A 16821-nucleotide genomic window follows, 5' to 3' on the forward strand; every position below is an offset into this window, starting at 1 on the left:
TCACGTAATTTGCCTGAGGTCGGCTCGTTTACGGCTGGGGGGGATCGCGGTGCGGGCGGTCCAGGTGCCGAAGAAGTTCCGGGGGAAGAACAAGGCCCCGAGGTGGACCAGGCCCGATGACGGGATGGTGTCGGTGGTGGTGCTGCCGCTGGCCGTCGCCGATCCGGCCGATCTTGTCCGGCTGGGGAAGTTGTTCGGGGCGATGTGGTCGGTCAAGCGGGCCGTTCAGCGCGACGCCCGCGCAAGGGTCGACGCCTACTGGGCCGCCGAGCGCGAACGCGACACCCATGGTGCGAAGGCCGTCCGGCAGCGCCTCGGCCTTTCACGCGAGGCGCTGGAGCGGTGTGCGTACCGGCACTTGGACCGCTCCGGCCACCTCGAGCACCACGTGTCCAAGGCCCTTGCTCTGCACATGGCCGATGAGGTGTGGAACGGCGTACAGCGGCACCTCTTCCCGGACGCAACCGGCCACCGTAACGGCCGTCCCAAGGTCGGGCGGTGGCACGACTTCACCCGGATTCCGGGCCGCGCCCGCTCCCACACCGCCGAACGCAAGTGGGAGACATTCCGCCTCGTCGGCACCCTGGCCGGGCACATGACGGCCTACACCGGCGGTGGACAGCGCGACCTGACGCAGCCGCGCCGGATGCCGACGCCGGCACAGCCGGACGGCCGGATCCCCACCGGCAGGGGCACGCGCAGGGCGACCTGGTGGGACCACACCGGACCCCTCGCCGTGGTGTTCGCGGGCGGCCCGGACGGCAGGCGCGGTGACCTCGTCCTGCCCGTCCGCATCCCCCAGGGCCCTGGCCAGGAGGACCGCGTACGGCACTTCCTCGAAGCCGACGCGCACTGGCACAAGGTGGATCTCGTCCGCCGCCGCAAGGCGTCCGCGCCGGGGGGCTGGGTGTACGAGGCGCACATGATGGTCCTCGGCCCCGGTTACGCCTCCCCGGCGGTTCGTGCCATGCGCGCCGAGGCCGCCGGGCTGGACCGGGTCGGCGGGGTGGACGGCAACGTCGCCAACCTGTCCGTCGTTTCCTTCCCCGCCACCCTGGACCCCGCCGACGGCGCCCCGGCATCCTCGGAGATTGTGCTGACCGACCAGGAACGGGCGCGGCTGGAGAGGGAGGAGAGGAAGCGGCGCGGCCGGACGCGAGCCCTGGAGCGTTCCCGCCGGGCCACGAACACTGCCCAATACGGGCTGTCGAAGCGGCAGCGGCAGCGCGCCGAACGCCGCGCCGCCCAGGGGCTGACGTCCAAGTCCGTGACGGTACCGGGTGGTGCCCGCGCCTCCCGCGTCGACGGGGTACCGAAGCAGGCGTTCCGCCATGACCGGCTGTCCGCCGGCTACCGGGAGCTGCGCGCCCGCCAGGCCGAAGCCGCCGCCGGTGCTGCCGAGTACCGGCGCCACCGCGCCCGCCTCGTAGCGCGGGAGATTATCGCCGTCCACGGCCCCGTGCTGGTGGTGGAGGACTGCGACATCCGCACCTGGTACCGGCTGTGGGGTAAACGCCTGGCCCAGACCACACCCGGCATGCTCATCTCCGCCCTGGAGATCGAGTGCAAGGCCGCCGGAGGAGGGCTCGTACGGGCCTCCACCTGGTCCACCGCCCTGTCCCAGCACTGCATGTGCGGCGAGCGCGCACCCAAGACGCTGCGGGACCGTGAGCACAAGTGCATAGCGTGCGGCCTCGTCGGCAAGCGTGACCTCGTGTCCGCCGCACTGGCCGCGTTCGTCCGCTTCACCGACATGGACGACCCCAAGACCGCGTTCCTGGACACCACCGCGTCCCGGAACGCACAGATCACATCCACAGAAGCGCTGGAAGAAGCGCTGTGGAAGTCAACCACACCGTGCCAGAACAGCCCTCGGGCTGCTGGTCGCGTGGCAGTCCCGCGTCAGCACGGGGCCTCTGCTTCCCCAACCGCCGGACGGCGGGACCGAGCGACCCCGGATGAGACGCGCCCCGCGCGCGACCACGCCGGAAAGCCCGGACCCCGCCCCGCGTGCAGTCCACAGCTCACCCCTTGGTGAAGGACGGACCAAGTCTTAGTTGATGAGTTCGGTCATGAACTCTCCGACACCCTTGGCGGCGCTGGAAAGGCCCTCGAAGCCTATCTGGACCAGCTCGGCGGACCGGTCGGGGGCCGTGATGATCGCGTACAGCACGAAGACCCCGAACGCGTAGACCGCGACTTTCCTCGCCTGGGACATCGGCCCCTCCCCTCCCCGTACCGTGACCCCGCCTGGGCGGTGGCCACTCTAACCGAGCCTTTATGGACCAAGGGCCCTGCGTTCGGGGTCTTTCGCCGTCCCCCGGAAGGGGGTACGGGGAGCAGGATGGATGTCGAGCCCGGCGGATCTGGCAGGAATCCGCAGGGCACATGGAACCGGCCCGCACTGCGGGGTCCGCGCCGCGAGCTTCCCCCCTGACTGCGGCGCAGGGCTTGCCGGACCGGTTCTCATCGGGGGGAGCGGCTTGTCCCCCCGATGCCGCTCCCCCCGTCCCAACGTCAGGGCGGGACGTGGGCGGCACGACGAAGGGCCCTGGCGATGCGCCAGGGCCCTTCGTCGTGTCCCCCGCGCGGTCCGGCGGCGCGGAACGGGGAACGCCGAAGGGCCCGGCGCTTTCGCGTCGGGCCCTTCGTTCTGGCGGTAGCGGAGGGATTTGAACCCTCGGTGAGTTTCCCCACACTCGCTTTCGAGGCGAGCTCCTTCGGCCGCTCGGACACGCTACCGAGAGAGAGCTTAGCCCAAAGTCGCCCAGCCAAGAAATCCGTATCCCCGCGCAGGTCAGCGGGCGCGGAAGAAGGCGGTCAGCAGCTCGGCGCACTCCTCGCCGAGGACCCCGCGGACGACCTCCGGGCGGTGGTTGAGACGGCGGTCGCGGACGAGGTCCCAGAGGGAGCCGGCGGCGCCCGCCTTCTCGTCGTCGGCGCCGTAGACGACCCGCTCGACGCGGGACTGGACGAGCGCGCCCGCGCACATCACGCAGGGCTCCAGGGTCACCACGAGGGTGCAGCCGGTCAGCCGCCACTCGCCGGTGGCGGCGGCGGCCCGGCGCAGCGCCAGGAGTTCGGCGTGTGCGGTCGGATCGCCGGTCGCCTCCCGCTCGTTGTGGCCGCGGGAGAGGACCTCGCCGGACGGGGAGAGCACGACCGCGCCGACCGGTACGTCACCGGCCGGCACGGCCGCGTCGGCCTCGGCGAGGGCGAGACGCATGGCGTCCCGCCAGGAGTCCGGCACGGGGCCGGGTACCGCGGTCGGCACTAGCGGACGGCCTCCAGGATCTCGGAGGCGCCGATGGCGTCGGCGATCTCCCCGAGGGCGTCCTCGGTCAGCCCGAGCAGGGTCCGCTCCGGCATGCCGAGGTCGGCGAGGATCCGGCCGTCGCCGAGCGGGCCGGCCGGCGCGATGCCGGCGCTGCCGGCGGAGGCGTCGTCCTCGTCCCCGTCGGCAGCGTGCTCCGGCTCGCCGTCCTCGGTGCCGTCCAGGTCCGCGAGCTTGTCCAGCTCGTCCAGCTCGCTGTCCGGGTCGTCGTCGCCGAGCAGTTCCGAGGTGAGGATCTCCCCGTACGAGGAGCGGGCCGCGGCCGCCGCGTGGGAGACGTAGACCCGGGGGTCGTCCTCTCCGTCGACGCGGACGACGCCGAACCACGCGTCCTCCTGCTCGATGAAGACGAGGACGGTCTCCCCTTCGTCGGCCGCCGCCTCACGGGCCAGCTCGGCCAGGTCCGCCAGCGTCTCCACGTCGTCGAGCTCCGTATCGCTCGCTTCCCACCCGTCTTCGGTGCGCGCGAGCAGTGCGGCGAAGTACACCTGACTCTCCCACTGATCAGAGGTGTGATGATCCGGCGGCGCGCTCCTGAGCCCCGCCCAATCGGCATCGTGACAGAAACGACGGCCTCAGGAGAGGTCTTCGGCTCTTGCGTCGTGCATCAGTCTGAACCACACCGCGTTCGGGTGGGCGTACGACCCCGGCGCACGGAGGGGGCGCATCGGCCGTGGCCAGGGGCCTCACCAACGGAAGGTGCGCATGCGCATCGCCTGTCTCATCCGGGCCGCCCGGGCGCGCCGGGGCTGGACCCGGTCGCGCAGCGCCTTCGCCTCGCCGAGCTCGCGGAGGAACTGGGCGCGGCGCCTGCGGCGCTCCGCGTCGGTCTCCGGCTGCGGTTCCGGCGGCCGGGGCTCCGTGTCGCCCCGGAGCCGGCCGGACGTGTTCTTCGGGTCGGGCATCGGCCACACCACCCCATCACTGGGTCCCTGTGCTCCCACCTTGCCGCAGCGGCGTGGGTCGGTGCCAGTGCGCGGCGGGCTACTGTGGGGTCATGCGTCTCCACGTCGTCGATCACCCGCTGGTCGCCCACAAGCTCACCACCCTGCGCGACAAGCGCACGGACTCCCCGACCTTCCGCCGGCTCGCCGACGAGCTGGTCACCCTGCTCGCCTACGAGGCGACCAGGGACGTGCGGACCGAGCGGGTCGACATCGAGACCCCGGTCACGCCGACGAGCGGCGTGAAGCTGTCGTACCCGCGTCCGCTGGTCGTCCCGATCCTGCGCGCCGGGCTCGGCATGCTCGACGGCATGGTGCGGCTGCTCCCGACGGCCGAGGTCGGCTTCCTGGGCATGATCCGGAACGAGGAGACGCTGGAGGCGTCGACCTACGCCACCCGGATGCCGGAGGACCTCTCGGGCCGCCAGGTGTACGTGCTCGACCCGATGCTGGCGACCGGCGGCACGCTGGTCGCGGCGATCCAGGAGCTGATCCGGCGCGGCGCGGACGACGTGACGGCCGTGGTGCTCCTCGCCGCCCCGGAGGGCGTCGAGGTCATGGAGCGCGAGCTCGCCGGCACGCCGGTGACGGTCGTGACGGCCTCGGTCGACGAGCGGCTCAACGAGGCCGGCTACATCGTCCCGGGCCTGGGCGACGCCGGTGACCGCATGTACGGCGCCGCCGAGTAGACCCTTCGGGGTTCAGCGGCGCCCCACGCCTCAGCAGCGGGTCGGCGCGGGCTTGGGCTTGGCGAGGGCCACGAGCGCCGCGTCCGCCGTCGCCTTGGGCGACAGGGTCTTGAAGGCCGTACCGATGATCAGGTCGACGTCCGCCGTGGTGCGGGCGTCGACCTTCGTCGTGGCACCGGTCAGCTGGGTGCCGAGGACGGCGAAGGCGCCCTTGGAGGCGGCCGGGGCGCCGAGCAGCAGTCCGGCGCCGGGCACCTTCTTGTCGTAGGCGGCGGGCGCGTTCCCGATCTTGCCGATGGCGAAGCCGCGCTTCTTGAGCTCGTCGGCGGTGGCCTTGGCGAGTCCCTTGCGCGGGGTCGCGTTGTAGACGTTCACCGTGACCTGCGCGGGCTTCGGCGGCTTCGCCGCGGCCGTGGCGCTCGGGGTGGGCGCGGGCTTGCAGTCGGCCTGCTTGCCGGCGGCGCTCTGCCGGGTGTCGTCGCCGCCGGAGAAGACGTCGACGAGCTGGAGCGTGCCCCAGCCGGCCGCGCCGAGCACGACCACCGCGGCGGCCGAGGCCAGGACGATCCTGCGCCGGCGGTGGGGTCGGCGCATGCGCGGGTAGACATCCCCCGTGATGCGGTACTTTCCGCCCATGCCGGGGGGAGTGAGCATGCTCATGGGCGCAGCGTAATGCCGCCCGTGCGCGATGCCTACTTGATGATCATGTGATCACGGCCGGATGGGCGCGAACTGCCCCCGAAAGGATCAGCGCGCGGGGTCCCCGGCGGTGACGTCAGTCCAGTTCGAGCACGCGCGCGTGGAGCACCTGGCGCTGCTGGAGGGCCGCGCGGACGGCGCGGTGCAGTCCGTCCTCGAGGTACAGGTCGCCCTGCCACTTCACGACGTGCGCGAAGAGGTCGCCGTAGAAGGTGGAGTCCTCGGCGAGCAGGGTCTCCAGGTCCAGCTGGCCCTTGGTGGTGACGAGCTGGTCGAGGCGGACCGGGCGCGGGGCGACGTCCGCCCACTGCCGGGTGCTTTCCCGGCCGTGGTCGGGATACGGCCGGCCGTTTCCGATGCGCTTGAAGATCACACGGAAAGCCTACCGGGCGAGCGGTCCCCGGCGCAGCCACGCGGAACCGATGGGATGCTGTCACAGACCATGACATAACCGACATTGGGGTGCCGCATGGGCGAGGCGGAGCAGCAGGAGTCCGGGCAGGCCGCGCCGGAGCGCGCCACGGCGGAGCGCACCACGCCCGAGCCGGCGGCACCGGAGCAGGCGGCACCGGAGCAGGCCGCACCGGAGCAGACGGCACCGGAGCCGGCTGCACCGGAGCCGGCGGCGCCCGGGCGGGCCGCGCTTCCCGGTCCCGTCGCGGAGATCGCGGCCGGGTACGCCTTCGAGGGCCCCGCGCTCGACCTGGGCGCCGTGCTGTGGGACGGGGCCTGCCACCCGGACGCGCCCGTACGCGTCCCGCTGCCCGTCCTCAACCGGCACGGTCTCGTCGCCGGCGCCACCGGCACCGGCAAGACCAAGACCCTCCAGCTGATCGCCGAACAGCTCTCCGCCCACGGCGTCCCGGTCTTCCTCGCCGACGTCAAGGGCGACGTCTCGGGCGTCGGCGCCCCCGGCGAGGACGGCGCGAAGGTGCGGGAGCGGGCCGCGCAGGTCGGCCAGGAGTGGACGCCCACCGGTTTCCCCTGCGCCTTCTACGGCCTCGGCGGCCTCGGCCCCGGCATCCCGATCCGCGCCACGGTCACCAGTTTCGGCCCGGTGCTGCTCTCCAAGGTGCTCCAGCTGAACCGGACGCAGGAGCAGTCCCTCGGCCTGATCTTCCACTACGCGGACGCCAAGGGCCTTGAGCTGGTGGACCTCAAGGACCTGCGCGCGGTGGTCGCCTTCCTCGTCTCGGACGTCGGCAAGCCCGAGCTGAAGGGGATCGGCGGCCTCTCGACGGTGACCGCCGGGGTCATCCTGCGCGCCCTGACCGCCTTCGAGCAGCAGGGCGCGGGCGGCTTCTTCGGGGAGCCGGAGTTCGACACCGCCGAGTTCCTGAAGACCGCGCCGGACGGGCGGGGCACCGTCTCGGTCCTGGAGCTGCCGGCCGTACAGCGGCAGCCGCAGCTCTTCTCGACCTTCCTGATGTGGCTGCTCGCGGACCTCTTCCACGACCTGCCGGAGGTCGGGGACCTGGAGAAGCCGAAGCTGGTCTTCTTCTTCGACGAGGCCCATCTCCTCTTCGAGGACGCGTCGAAGGCCTTCCTGGAGTCGATCACGCAGACGGTCCGGCTGATCCGCTCCAAGGGCGTCGGCGTCTTCTTCGTGACCCAGACCCCGAAGGACGTGCCGGCGGACGTCCTCGCCCAGCTCGGCAACCGGGTGCAGCACGCGCTGCGCGCCTTCACCCCGGACGACGCCAAGGCCCTGAAGGCGACGGTGCGGACCTTCCCGGAGTCGGCGTACGACCTGGAGGAGGTGCTCACCTCGCTCGGTACGGGCGAGGCGGTGGTCACCGTACTGAGCGAGCGGGGCGCGCCGACGCCGGTGGCGGCGACCCGGCTGCGGGCGCCCGAGTCGCTGATGGGGCCGGTCGGCCCGGCCGCGCTCGACGCGGCGGTGCAGGGCTCGCCGCTGTACGGACGGTACGCGCAGGCGGTGGACCGGGAGTCGGCGTACGAGCGCCTGGCGGCGGACGAGGAGGCGCGCACGGCGGAGGCCGCGAAGCCCAAGCAGAAGGCGGAGGCGGAGGCGGCCGGAACGACACGAGCGAGGGCCCCCGAAGAGGAGCCCTCGCTCGTCGAACAGGTCGTCGGCAGCGGGATGTTCAGGTCCCTGGCGCGCTCGATCGGCACCCAGCTGGGCCGGGAGATCGGCCGCTCGATCTTCGGGACGGCCCGCCGCCGCAGGTGAGGCCCCGGGCGGGACCTACCGGGTGACCTCGTGGTGGTCGTCGTGCAGACCGCCGTCGCTGCCCTCGCCCGTGGTCGGTTCGGAGACGACCGGCCGGCGCAGCGAGGAGATGTCGTGGGCGTAGGTGCCGACGGCGTTGGCGATGACGTCGATGTTGGCGTCGAAGGCCTCGCGGTTGACGTTGGTGATGTCGTCGCCCTCGGCGTGGTAGTTCACGTCGTAGGCGACGCCCGCCTCGCCGCCGAACTTGGCCGCCTGCGCGGGGGTCTTGATGCCCTCGGCGCCGGTGAAGGTGCCGCCGGAGGGGATGCCGGCCTTGATGAACGGGCCGTAGTCCGAGCGGCCGCTGAAGTCGGTGCCCTCGTGCGGGAGTCCGCGCCGGTCCATGAAGTCGGTGATGTCCCGCTCCAGCTGCGCGGAGCCCTCGGGGCCCGCGCCCTCGCCGACGCCGTCCGAGTTGTCGCCGTCGTACACGAACAGGCCGTAGTTCGGCGAGGCGATCATGTCGAAGTTGAGGTAGAGCTTGATCTCCTTCTTGTCGAGCGCCGTCAGGTTGGCGACGTAGTGGTCGGAGCCGAGGAGGCCGTTTTCCTCCGCGGACCACCAGGCGAAGCGGACCTTGTTGCGGACCTTCTCCTTCGACTCGGCGAGCTCCAGGGCGGCCTGGAGGAGACCGGCGGAGCCGGAGCCGTTGTCGTTGATGCCGGGGCCCGCGGTGACGGAGTCGAGGTGCGAGCCGAGCATCACGGTGTTGGCGGCGTTGCCGCCCTTGGTCTCCGCGATGACGTTGTTGGTGGAGCGCTTCTCCTTGAGCTGGCGGATCTCGTAGGAGAGGTTCACCGGGCCCTTGGCGAGGTCGGCGACGAGCTGCTCGCCCTCGGCCTGGGAGATGCCGGCGGTCGGGATCTTGCCGGCGTCCGCGGCGCCGAGGGTGCCGGAGAGCAGGCCCGCGGTGTTGTTGTAGACGATCGCGCCGACGGCGCCGGCCGCGGCGGCGTTCTGCTGCTTGGTCGAGAAGGGGCAGACACCGCGCTTGATCAGGGCGATCTTGCCGGTGAAGGAGCCGGCGGCGAAGTCGCCCGGCTCGCAGCCGACCGAACCGTCGGCGTCGAGCGGGGCGGCCGCCAGCTCGGCGGTGATGCCGCCGACCGGGGTGGACTCGGTGTAGGTCATCGCCCGGACGTCGAGCGCGCGGGGCGCGGCGCCGAGGACGGAGGCCTTCTCGGCGAGGGTCTCGGTGTAGACGAAGTCGAACTTCTCGTACGAGACGTTGTAGCCGGCCTTCTTGAGCTGCGCGTACACGTACGCGGCCGAGGCGTCGTGGCCGAGGGAGCCGGCCGCGCGGTGACCGCCGGCCGAGTCGGCTATCGCCTGGAACTTCTGCAGGTGCCTGAAGGCGTCGGCGCCGGTGGTCTCCCGGACCAGCTTCTTCGCCAGCTTCGCGGCGTCCCGGGCGGGCGCGGCGGCGGGGTCCTTCACGGCGGTGGCCGGAGAGGCGAGGACCAGGGGGGTGGCGAGGGCCGCCGCGGCGAGGATGGCCGCGGTACGACGCTGGGTTGCGTTCACAGAAGTCCTTCCCGATGGGGATGAGGTTGAGGGGAAGTTAGCCACCGGAAGGGCGTTCTGTGAACACGTTCGGCGCAATTCATGTCAGCTTGAACAGGATTGACATCTGGAATTCTCAATTCCCAGAAGTTTTGCTGGCATTGGCGGCTTTGCCGCCCAAGGTGCCCTTGGCGGCTTTCGCCGCTTTGGCGGCCGCCTTCATCTCCTGCTTGTGGGCGCGGACCTTCGCGAGCGACGCGGGGCCGGTGATGTCGGCGGCCGAGCGGTACGCGCCCTGCTCGCCGTACGGGCCCGCCGCCTCCCGCCAGCCCGTGGGCCGCACGGAGTACTGCTTGCCGAGCAGGGCGAGGAAGATCTGCGCCTTCTGCTTCCCGAAGCCGGGCAGCGCCTGGAGCCGCGCGAGCAGCTCCTTGCCGCTGCCGGCGGTCCGCCAGACGGCCTCGGCGTCGCCGTCGTACTCCTCGACGAGGTACCGGCACAGCTGCTGGATCCGCTGCGCCATGGACCCCGGGTAGCGGTGCACGGCCGGTTTCTCCGAGAGCAGCGCGGCGAAGGCCTCGGGGTCCCGGGCGGCGATCTCGTGCGCGTCCAGGTCGTCCCGGCCCATGCGTTCGGCGATGGTGTACGGGCCGGAGAAGGCCCATTCCATCGGGACCTGCTGGTCGAGCAGCATCCCGACGAGCGCGGCGAGCGGCGACCGCCCGAGGAGCGCGTCGGCCTCGGGCCGCTGGGCGAGGTGGATCTCGGGGCTCATGTTCCGATGATCCCGCCGGGCGGGTCCGGGCGCCCGGCGGAGCCGCCCGGAGCCGGCCCGGAATCGGCCCGGAATCGGCCCGGAATCGGCCCGGAATCGGCCCGGAATCGGCCCGGAGCCGGCCCGGAGCCGGCCCGGAGCCGCCCGGAAATCGGCGCGGCGCCTGCCCCGAGGAGCCCCTGCTCAGGCGTCCGCGCGCGGGGCTCGGGCGTCCGCGAAGCGCTCCAGGGCCTCGACGATCAGCCGCCGGGTCTCGCCGCCGCCGAGGTGGCCGGCCTGTTCGACCACGTGGAGCTCGGCGTCCGGCCAGGCGCGGGAGAGCTCCCAGGCGGTGGTGAGCGGCCCGCCCATGTCGAGCCGCCCGTGGACCAGCACCCCGGGGATGCCGGCGAGCCGGTGCGCGTCCCTGATCAGGGCGCCCTCCTCCAGGAAGGCGCCGTGGGCGAAGTAGTGCGAGCAGATCCGGACGAAGCCGAGCCGGGTGTCGTCGACGCGGTCGGTGTACGGGGTCCCCATACCCTCCATCGACAGGACGGCGTCCTCCCAGGCGCACCAGTCGGCCGCCGCCCGCTCCCGGACCGCCCGGTCGGGGTGGTTCATCCGGGCCGCGTAGGCCCCCACCAGGTCCTCCGCGCCGTCCACGCCGGCCCGGAACCGCTCGTGCGCCTCGGGGAAGAAGCGCCCGACGCCCTCGTACAGCCAGGCGGTCTCGGAGCGCCGGGTGGTGGTGACGGCGGCGATGACGATCTCGCTCACCCGCTCCGGGTGCGCCTCCGCGTACGCCAGGATCAGCGTCGAGCCCCAGGAGCCGCCGTACAGCAGCCAGCGGTCGATCCCCAGGTGGACGCGGAGCAGCTCCATGTCGGCGACCAGGTGGGCGGTGGTGTTCACGGAGAGGTCGGCGGCCGGGTCGCTCGCGTGCGGGAGGGACCGCCCGCAGCCGCGCTGGTCGAACTGGACGACCCGGTACTTCTCCGGGTCGAAGAGCCGGGGCGCGGTGGGGGAGGACCCGGAGCCCGGCCCGCCGTGCACGACGAGCGCGGGCTTGCCGTCCGGGTTCCCGTACACCGCGTAGTGGACGCGGTTGCCGTCCCCGACGTCGAGCAGCCCGCTCTCGTACGGGACGGGGACGGGGGCGGCGGACGGCGGCGGCGGAGGCGGAGGCGTATCGGATCGCATCCGTCCGACGCTACGCGGCGCCGCTGATCCGGGCCTCGGGGTTTTCGCACCAGCGCAGCACGGCGGGCCAGGGCCCGAAGCCGCTGTCGGGGGTGAGGTGGCCGCCGCCCGCGACGAGGTCGAGGTCCAGGCCGAGCGGGGTGCCGTAGTGCAGGTCGGCGCCCTCGGGGCAGTACGTGTCCCCGTCCCCGTACACGAGCCGGGCCGTCACCCCCTCCTCGGCGAGGTCGAGCCCCTCGGCGAAGGCGGCGATCTCCGGGATGCCGGCGGTGACGCCGGGGGAGGGCGGGGCGACGAGCAGCACCCGGTCGGCCTCGGGCCGCCGCCCGCCGGCCCGCAGCCAGAGCAGGACGGAGAGGCTGTGCGCGAGGACGACGAACTCGCCCTCGGCCGGCCGCTTCCCGTGCTCGTCGAGGGCGGCGAGCCAGTCGTCGAGGACGGGCGCGTCCGGCTCGGGCAGCTGCGGATAGCGGACCTCGTGCCCACGGGCCCGCAGCTCCCCGGCGAGCCAGTGCTGCCAGTGGCCGACGGGCCGGTGGTTCTCGAAGCCGTGGAGGATGAGGAAGGTCTTCGGCGTGGTGGTCATGCGGCGATGGTGAGGCGCGCGGGCCCGCCGGTCCAGAGGATTCCGAGGACTGGACGGGGGCCCGTACGCGCGCGGCGGGTCGCCTACGCCCGCAGGGTGAGCAGCTCCCGTACGCCCGCCTTGACCCGCTCGGCGGGCAGGGCCTGCTCCACCGCGAGGTGGTGCATCAGGTCCGGCGAGAAGGGCGCGAGGAGGAGGTGGGCGAGGAGGGCGGAGTCGCCGCCGGGCCGGATCCGGGAGAGCAGCATCGCCACGTGCGTGTGCATGACCTGGTAGGCGCCGCTGTGGTAGCGGGCGCGGGGCGCGGCGGAGTGGGCGGCGAGCAGGAGGGGGCGCTGCTCCGCGACGCGGTCGACGAGCGCGTCGAGGAAGGCGTCGAGCCGCTCGTCGGCGGGGGCGCCGGGGCCGAGCGGCGGCGGCCCGCTCATGTACGCCTCCTGGAACTGCCGCTCGCGGTCGTCGAGGAGCGCCCACAGCAGCTGGGAGACGTCGCCGAAGCGGCGGTAGACGGTGCCGACGCCGATGCCGCTGGCGTGGGCGACCTGGTTCATGGTGACGGCGTCGGGGCCCTGCTCGGCGACGATCCGGGCGGCGGCGTCGAGGATCCGGCGGCGGTTGCGGGCGGCGTCGGCGCGCTCGGAGACGGGCGCGGGGCCGGTGCCGGGACCGGCGTGCGGCCCGGCGGCGGGGCCGGTCGGCAGCACGGTGAGCAGCCGCGCGGGCCCGTCGCCGTCGGCTTCCGGCGTGCCCGGTGTTCTCGTGCTCATCGGCCCGTTCCTGCCCTTCGTCGCGCCCCCGTCGTCGATGTCCCCGTCCTTCGAGCATACCCGCCCCCCTTGCAAAGCGGATCGCTATCCGCTTAACCTCGGAACGGCTAACCGGAAACCAATCCGATTACCCTTCCCTCGGTTGTCGTCGTGTGCGAGGAGCCCGTCATGTCCGTCAAGGTCGCCGTCGTCTACTACTCGTCCACCGGTGCCGTGCACCAGCTCGCCCAGGCCGTCGCCGAGGGCGCGGAGAAGGCCGGCGCCGAGGTGCGCCTGCGCCGCGTGCCCGAGCTGGCGCCGGACGCCGCGATCGACGCCAACCCCGCCTGGCGCGCCCACGTCGACGCCACCACCGGCGTCGAGCTCGCCACCCTCGACGACCTGGAGTGGGCGGACGCGTACGCGCTCGGCTCGCCGACCCGCTTCGGAAACGTGGCGGCCCAGCTCAAGCAGTTCGTGGACACCACCGGCGGCCTGTGGCAGCGCGGCGTCCTGGCGGACAAGCCCGCCACCGCCTTCACCAGCGCGCACAACCTCCACGGCGGCAACGAGTCCACGCTGCTCGCCCTCTACAACACCTTCCACCACTGGGGCTCGGTCATCGTCTCCCCCGGCTTCACGGACCCGGCCGTCTACGCGGCCGGCGGCAACCCCTACGGCACCGCCCACCCCGCCGCCAACGGCGCCCCCGCCGAGAACGTCCTGGCCGCCGCCCGCTACCAGGGCACCCGCCTCACCACGATCGCCAAGCGCCTCAAGGGCCTGGCGGTCGACTGACCCGGCGCACACGAAGGGCGCGCCCCGGCGGAAGACTCCACCGGGGCGCGCCCTTCGTGTGTGTGCCGGCTCAGGCCGGTGTGCCGGCTCAGGCCAGTGTGTGCCGGCTCAGGCCAGCGACAGGAACAGCTTCTCCAGCCGGGCCCGCATCTTGTCCGGGTCCTCGCCGTCCCGCTTCCCGTTCTCCATCTCGGTCAGGCACTGCTGGAGCCCCGTCGCGATGATCGCGAACCCGGCCCGGTCCAGCGCCCGCGAGGCCGCCGCCAGCTGCGTCACGACCTCCTCGCAGTCGCGCCCCTCCTCGATCATCCGGATCACCCCGGAGATCTGGCCCTGCGCCCGGCGCAGCCGGTTCAGCACGGCCTTGAGCTCCGCGCCCGCGAGATCGAGTTCCACAACCACTCCTCAGCAGATACCCCAGGGGGCAGCCCGACCCCCACCACGGGGATCCATCACCCCCAAGGATGACACCCACCCCGACCATTCCCCCCGCCCGGCGATCCGGCTCCCGACGGCCGGGCCCCGAGGGAACACGGAGGCCTCAGCCGGCCTCGGCGCTCCCGGCGGCGCTCTTCGCCCGTGACGGCCGCCGCTGCTCGAACGGGCCGATGTGGGCGACGACGGAGCCGTAGAACCGGTCGACGGCATCGTCGACGCTCCGGATGAAACCGGACTCGGCGGCGCCGCGGGTGTTCCCCATCCCCTTGAAGAGCGAGAGGCGGAAGCCCGCCATGGCCGCGCCGTCCTTCGGCAGCAGGTCGGCGGGTTCGGGCCGCAGGCGTTCCAGGGTCCCGCGGGGTCCCGTCCGGCCTTCCACGAGGGTCTCGACGTGGAGGTCGGCCGGTGCGGCCTCCAGGGCGCGGACGAGCCGCTTCGCGACCGACAGCGGATACCCGCCGGTGGGAGCGGGGACGTCGACCGACGTCCGGATCCTTCCGGTCCGGAGGTCCGCCGTGATCGACAGGACGGACTGCGCTCCGTCGATACGCAGCTCCGCGACGAGCTTGCCCTCCTCGCAGAGCCGGTCGGCGAGCGCCGCGCGCCGTGACTTCGGGTCCGTGCCCCGCTGCGCGCGCTGCACGGGAAGGGCCTTCTGGCCGAGCTCGCCACCGAGCCGCAGGCACACCTGCCGGATCAGGCGTTCCCAGCTCTCCACCACCTCCACGGCGCGCGGGTCGCCCTGGCCGAGCGTCTCGTCGTCGATGCCGTTGCGCACCGGGACCCAGCTGGCTCCCATGTTCTGGAAGCCGTGGCAGCCGGAGTTCTCGTGCTGGAGGTAGTGGAGCAGTTCCTGGAGCAGCCAGACGTGCGCCGCGTTCCCCACGCCCTCGTGGCGGATCAGCATCTGCGCCTGGTGGGCCACCTCGGCCCAGGACAGGTGCCAGAGCGAGACCTTGTGTTTGCGCCGGCCGTCCGTCTTCACCTCGACGAGCGGAGTCCCCTCCAGCGCCACGTCGTTCGAGAGCGTGACGACTGCCTCGTACCCCCGCCGCGCGGCGATGTCCATGTAGTTCTGGACCTGCTCGGACTTCAGTGGATTGCCGTTGGTCTTCGTCTCCACGAGCGCGGTCCAGAGCTTGCCGGCCCGCTCCACCCGGATGACGCCGTCGGGCCGCTTCGGAGTGTCGCCGTGCGGCAGGGACACCTCGGTGAAGGTCTGCATCCGGCCCGCCGGGGCGCCGAACCCCGCGGTCAGCCGACGGCCGAACTCCGGAACCTCGGCCATGACCGAGAGCAGCACGGACGTCGCCCGCACCTCGCGTTCCCGGTCGCTCTTGTAGGACGGCACCGGGAAGAGCCGCGCGGGCTTCCACGAGTCGTTCTCCGCCAGGGACTTCTTGGCGGTCCGTGGAAGGGTCACCTTCTTCTTGGCGGTCCTCGTCCCGCGGCGACTCCCCGCCGCGGGCTGCCCGTCGGAGGACTCCGCGGGAGCGGCGGTCCCCGATGGTGCGGTGGACCCCGAAGGGGAGCCGCCGGGCGACGAGGACGACGGGGCGGAGAGGCCGTCCGACGGGGTGGAGAGGCCGTCCGACGGGCCGGAGCCGGAGCCGGGGGTGTCGTGCGGCGAGGAGGTGGGCTGGGCGGGGATCCCGCCGTCGACGGCCGGGACGGCCCCAGCCCCGGCCGGGACGCCGCCCTCCTCTTCCGGGACGGCCCCCTCCTCTTCCTCGGCGATGTCGATGCCGAAATCGGTGGCGAGTCCCGAGAGCCCGGTCTCGTACCCCTGCCCGACCGCCCGGAACTTCCACTCGTCGTGGCGCCGGTAGAGCTCTCCGAAGATGAACGCGGTCTCGACCGTGGCGTCCGTGATCGAGAACCCGAGCAGGGCCTCCCCCGACCTGTCCGACAGGGAGAGGCGCAGGTCGTTCAGATCGCCGAAGGACGCGCCGCCGTACTGGCTGGCCGCCACCAGGATCCGCTCGACCTCCGCGGGGATCGCCGTGAGGTCCAGGCTGATCCGGTCCTCGCTGCCGTCCTCCGTCGGGACCTTGCCGAGCAACTGGACGCTGCCGTCCTCCGCGGCCGGGTGGTTGTAGAAGTAGAAGTCCGCGTCGCTGCGCACCTTGCCGCCGCCGTCGAGGAGCAGCACCGAGACGTCGGCGTCGCCGTCTCCCGCCGCGCTGCTCCAGCTCAACCCGACGATCACCGACCCCGTGTCCTCGCTCAGCGAGGAAAGGCCGATATTGGCTCCCTTGGGCAGCTCGTGCACGCGTCCCCCCGGACTCTCTGTGAAGTGATGTACACCCTGGGGAACCGTAGCGTCCGCACCAAGGAGTCGGGGAGAGAATGTGAAATTCGGACGATCACGCAGCCCCCTGCGGAGGGGGCTGCGTGAAGCCGCCGCCGTCTCGCCGTCTCGGTACCGCGGCGCTCCGGACTCAGTCCTGCGAAGGGCCCGCCTCGTCGATGCGGCGGATGACGACCGGGTACTCCGGGGCGCCCTCGGGCTGGGGGCAGCGGGCCACGCGGGCGGCGATCTCCGTCACCCGGTCGAGGCTCTCGCACTCCAGGACCCAGTAGCCGGCCAGGACCTCCTTGGTCTCGGCGTACGGGCCGTCCGTCACGACCGGGCGGCCGTCGGCGTCCAGCGAGACGTGCCGGGTCTCGCCCGGGTCGGCCAGGCCCTGCCCGTCGAGCATCTCGCCGCTCTCCAGAAGCTCCTTGTTGAGCGTGTTCATGAAGTCGAACATCTCCGCCAGGGACTCCTTGTCCCAGGACGGGCTCTGCGCCGAGCCGCGCCCGGACATCGCCTCGTAGTCGGCGTGCGAGCCCTGGACCATCACGAGGTACTTCATGGTGTCCTCCGTACGTGCGTGTCGTGTGAACCTCTC

At 72.6% G+C, this 16821-nt stretch carries 18 protein-coding genes and 1 tRNA gene; 4 read left to right on the forward strand and 15 right to left on the reverse strand.

Annotated features, from left to right (window positions below; genetic code table 11):
• The first annotated feature begins 124 nt into the window (after positions 1 to 124).
• Complete coding sequence (locus AB0E19_RS24430; RefSeq protein ID WP_362184007.1) at positions 125 to 2038, forward strand: transposase; 1914 nt, start codon at positions 125 to 127, stop codon at positions 2036 to 2038.
• Positions 2039 to 2053: 15 nt separating this feature from the next.
• Here the strand turns inward: AB0E19_RS24430 and AB0E19_RS24435 are convergent, their stop codons facing one another.
• The 5 genes from AB0E19_RS24435 to AB0E19_RS24455 form a co-directional block, all read right to left on the reverse strand.
• Entirely contained in the window at positions 2054 to 2218 is a 165-nt protein-coding gene (locus tag AB0E19_RS24435; protein WP_360604463.1) for a hypothetical protein, read from the reverse strand.
• Between the two features lie 436 nt (positions 2219 to 2654).
• Positions 2655 to 2742: transfer RNA gene (locus AB0E19_RS24440), tRNA-Ser, on the reverse strand.
• Between the two features lie 55 nt (positions 2743 to 2797).
• Positions 2798 to 3274: a tRNA adenosine(34) deaminase TadA gene (gene tadA, locus AB0E19_RS24445; protein WP_360604465.1), complete on the reverse strand. Its 477-nt coding sequence runs from the start codon at positions 3272 to 3274 to the stop codon at positions 2798 to 2800.
• Positions 3274 to 3822: a hypothetical protein gene (locus tag AB0E19_RS24450; protein WP_362184012.1), complete on the reverse strand. Its 549-nt coding sequence runs from the start codon at positions 3820 to 3822 to the stop codon at positions 3274 to 3276. The genes tadA and AB0E19_RS24450 overlap by 1 nt, the downstream gene beginning before the upstream one ends.
• Positions 3823 to 4020: 198 nt before the next feature.
• A complete protein-coding gene (locus AB0E19_RS24455; RefSeq protein WP_362184015.1) occupies positions 4021 to 4239 on the reverse strand; it encodes a hypothetical protein in 219 nt (72 codons plus the stop codon).
• A gap of 92 nt (positions 4240 to 4331) precedes the next feature.
• Between AB0E19_RS24455 and upp the strand changes: the two genes are divergently transcribed.
• Positions 4332 to 4967, forward strand: coding sequence for a uracil phosphoribosyltransferase (gene upp, locus AB0E19_RS24460; protein ID WP_360604471.1), 636 nt, complete (start codon positions 4332 to 4334; stop codon positions 4965 to 4967).
• Positions 4968 to 4997: 30 nt separating this feature from the next.
• On the opposite strand, the gene AB0E19_RS24465 is transcribed toward upp, so the two are convergent.
• Positions 4998 to 5627 (reverse strand): LytR C-terminal domain-containing protein, encoded by a 630-nt coding sequence (locus AB0E19_RS24465; protein WP_362184019.1) that lies wholly within the window; start codon positions 5625 to 5627, stop codon positions 4998 to 5000.
• A 115-nt stretch (positions 5628 to 5742) separates the two neighbouring features.
• Positions 5743 to 6039: a type II toxin-antitoxin system VapB family antitoxin gene (locus AB0E19_RS24470; protein WP_003999914.1), complete on the reverse strand. Its 297-nt coding sequence runs from the start codon at positions 6037 to 6039 to the stop codon at positions 5743 to 5745.
• 96 nt (positions 6040 to 6135) lie between these two features.
• Between AB0E19_RS24470 and AB0E19_RS24475 the strand changes: the two genes are divergently transcribed.
• Positions 6136 to 7860: a helicase HerA-like domain-containing protein gene (locus tag AB0E19_RS24475; protein ID WP_362184022.1), complete on the forward strand. Its 1725-nt coding sequence runs from the start codon at positions 6136 to 6138 to the stop codon at positions 7858 to 7860.
• 15 nt (positions 7861 to 7875) lie between these two features.
• Here the strand turns inward: AB0E19_RS24475 and AB0E19_RS24480 are convergent, their stop codons facing one another.
• The 5 genes from AB0E19_RS24480 to AB0E19_RS24500 form a co-directional block, all read right to left on the reverse strand.
• Positions 7876 to 9426 (reverse strand): M28 family metallopeptidase, encoded by a 1551-nt coding sequence (locus AB0E19_RS24480; RefSeq protein WP_362184025.1) that lies wholly within the window; start codon positions 9424 to 9426, stop codon positions 7876 to 7878.
• A gap of 115 nt (positions 9427 to 9541) precedes the next feature.
• Positions 9542 to 10180 (reverse strand): HhH-GPD-type base excision DNA repair protein, encoded by a 639-nt coding sequence (locus AB0E19_RS24485; RefSeq protein ID WP_362184028.1) that lies wholly within the window; start codon positions 10178 to 10180, stop codon positions 9542 to 9544.
• A 183-nt stretch (positions 10181 to 10363) separates the two neighbouring features.
• The gene (gene pip, locus AB0E19_RS24490) at positions 10364 to 11359 is read right to left on the reverse strand and encodes a prolyl aminopeptidase (RefSeq protein WP_362184031.1); all 996 of its coding nucleotides are present in this window, start codon (positions 11357 to 11359) and stop codon (positions 10364 to 10366) included.
• A 10-nt stretch (positions 11360 to 11369) separates the two neighbouring features.
• On the reverse strand, positions 11370 to 11945 hold the full coding sequence (locus AB0E19_RS24495) for an alpha/beta hydrolase (protein ID WP_362184034.1): 576 nt from the start codon (positions 11943 to 11945) through the stop codon (positions 11370 to 11372).
• An 83-nt stretch (positions 11946 to 12028) separates the two neighbouring features.
• The gene (locus tag AB0E19_RS24500; protein WP_362184037.1) at positions 12029 to 12712 is read right to left on the reverse strand and encodes a TetR/AcrR family transcriptional regulator; all 684 of its coding nucleotides are present in this window, start codon (positions 12710 to 12712) and stop codon (positions 12029 to 12031) included.
• Positions 12713 to 12880: 168 nt separating this feature from the next.
• Between AB0E19_RS24500 and wrbA the strand changes: the two genes are divergently transcribed.
• Complete coding sequence (gene wrbA, locus AB0E19_RS24505) at positions 12881 to 13489, forward strand: NAD(P)H:quinone oxidoreductase (protein ID WP_362184040.1); 609 nt, start codon at positions 12881 to 12883, stop codon at positions 13487 to 13489.
• Between the two features lie 108 nt (positions 13490 to 13597).
• On the opposite strand, the gene AB0E19_RS24510 is transcribed toward wrbA, so the two are convergent.
• The 3 genes from AB0E19_RS24510 to AB0E19_RS24520 all read right to left on the reverse strand — a co-directional run bounded on the left by AB0E19_RS24510 (position 13598) and on the right by AB0E19_RS24520 (position 16785).
• Positions 13598 to 13885: a metal-sensitive transcriptional regulator gene (locus AB0E19_RS24510; protein ID WP_043224790.1), complete on the reverse strand. Its 288-nt coding sequence runs from the start codon at positions 13883 to 13885 to the stop codon at positions 13598 to 13600.
• A 145-nt stretch (positions 13886 to 14030) separates the two neighbouring features.
• Entirely contained in the window at positions 14031 to 16190 is a 2160-nt protein-coding gene (locus AB0E19_RS24515) for a TerD family protein (RefSeq protein WP_362184279.1), read from the reverse strand.
• Positions 16191 to 16368: 178 nt separating this feature from the next.
• Positions 16369 to 16785 (reverse strand): YciI family protein, encoded by a 417-nt coding sequence (locus AB0E19_RS24520; RefSeq protein ID WP_362184045.1) that lies wholly within the window; start codon positions 16783 to 16785, stop codon positions 16369 to 16371.
• Positions 16786 to 16821 lie beyond the last annotated feature (36 nt).

The sequence above is a fragment of the Streptomyces sp. NPDC047974 genome, from assembly GCF_040653375.1.
Taxonomy (GTDB): domain Bacteria; phylum Actinomycetota; class Actinomycetes; order Streptomycetales; family Streptomycetaceae; genus Streptomyces.